This is a genomic window from Streptomyces sp. OfavH-34-F (assembly GCF_022347745.1).
Taxonomy (GTDB): Bacteria; Actinomycetota; Actinomycetes; order Streptomycetales; family Streptomycetaceae; genus Streptomyces.
In genome coordinates, this window is record NZ_JAKRGC010000612.1 from 1 (window position 1) to 1,449 (window position 1,449).

At 76.6% G+C, this 1,449-nt stretch carries 2 pseudogenes; both read left to right on the top strand.

Annotation, left to right across the window (positions count from 1 at the left end):
• A pseudogene (locus MHW47_RS35400) lies at positions 1–575 on the top strand (hypothetical protein); the annotation flags it as partial.
• A 72-nt stretch (positions 576–647) separates the two neighbouring features.
• Positions 648–1,275, top strand: a pseudogene (locus MHW47_RS35405) (TetR/AcrR family transcriptional regulator); the annotation flags it as partial.
• Between the last annotated feature and the right edge of the window lie 174 nt (positions 1,276–1,449).

Here is a 1,449-nt window from a genome sequence, read left to right on the forward strand (position 1 = left end):
CGGCGCTGCGGCTGGTCACGGACCTGGGCGAACTGGCCCCCGCCCGGCTCACCTCGGGCGCCCCCGGCGCGCCGCACGACCTCACCGCCCGTGCCGACCGGGAGAGCTGGGCGCGGACCGCGTGTCTGCTGCGCGAGGCCCGGTCGCACGGCGTGCGGTCGGTGAACTCCTGGACGTACGCCCGGCAGCCGCTGCCCGAGGGCGGCGGCACCGCCCGCTGGCTGTGCACCCGCGCGGAGACCTGGCGGGGCACGGGCAGCCGGGTCGTCGCCCAATTCCAGGACCCCTCCGAACGGGCCCCCGCGCCGGGCACGGTGGCCGCCCGCGCCGAGGACTCCCCCGCCTGCGGCGCGCGCACCCCACGCGTCCTGGCGGGCGTGCTGTGGCAGTCGCCGGGCGGCCGGTGGTACGTACTGGCCGCGGGCAGCGGGGAGTTCGCGTCGCTGTCGGCCACGTCGGGCGGGGCGACGGACGAGACGCGGGGGCGGCTGCTCGCGGTGCCCGCCGAGGAGGGCGACCGGCCCCTGCTGCACGGCCGCCTTGCGGACGGCAGCCGCGTGGACGCGCTGCACTGAACCGCAGGTCCGGGCAGGTGCGCCGGCGCCCCGGCCGGCGGCGCCGGACCCACCGGTCGGTACGCTGGGGGCATGACGACCGGGGTGCGGCGCAGGATGGGCGTCGAGGAGCGCAGGCAGCAGCTGATAGGCGTCGCGCTGGAGTTGTTCAGCCGCCGCTCGCCGGACGAGGTGTCGATCGACGAGATCGCGGCGGCCGCCGGGATCTCCCGGCCGCTGGTCTACCACTACTTCCCGGGCAAGCAGAGCCTGTACGAGGCGGCGCTGCGCCGGGCGGCCGACGAGCTGGCGGCCCGGTTCGTGGAGCCGCGCGAAGGGCCGCTGGGCGCCCGGCTGCTGCGGGTGATGGGCCGGTTCTTCGACTTCGTGGAGGAGCACGGGCCCGGTTTCGCGGCGCTGATGCAGGGCGGCCCGGCCGTGGGCTCCTCCACCGCGAACGCCATGATCGACGGGGTGCGCCAGGCCGCGTGCGCGCAGATCCTGGCCCATCTGGACGTGGCCGCGCCCCCGGCCCGGCTGGAGCTGGTCGTCCGCTCCTGGGTGTCGCTCGCCGAGTCCACGGCGCTGCTCTGGCTGGACGGCCGCCGGGTGCCCAGGGCGGAGCTGGAGCTGCAACTCGTGCACGACTTCGCCGCGCTGGCCGCCGTGAGCGCGGCGTATGACGAGGAGATGGCGGGCATCGTGCTGCGGGTGCTGGCGCGGAGGGGAGGGGTCGGGAGGGGTCTGCCGGGAGGCGGCCGGGCCGGACATGAAGGGTGCTCCTCGCTGAAGGTCCCTTCGAGGATTCCGGCCGCCCGGGGGAGCGGGCTAGCGATAATCTGCCTACTTATGTCGACTACCTGCCGCACGCTGCACGGCCCCGCGCGGGTGCCGC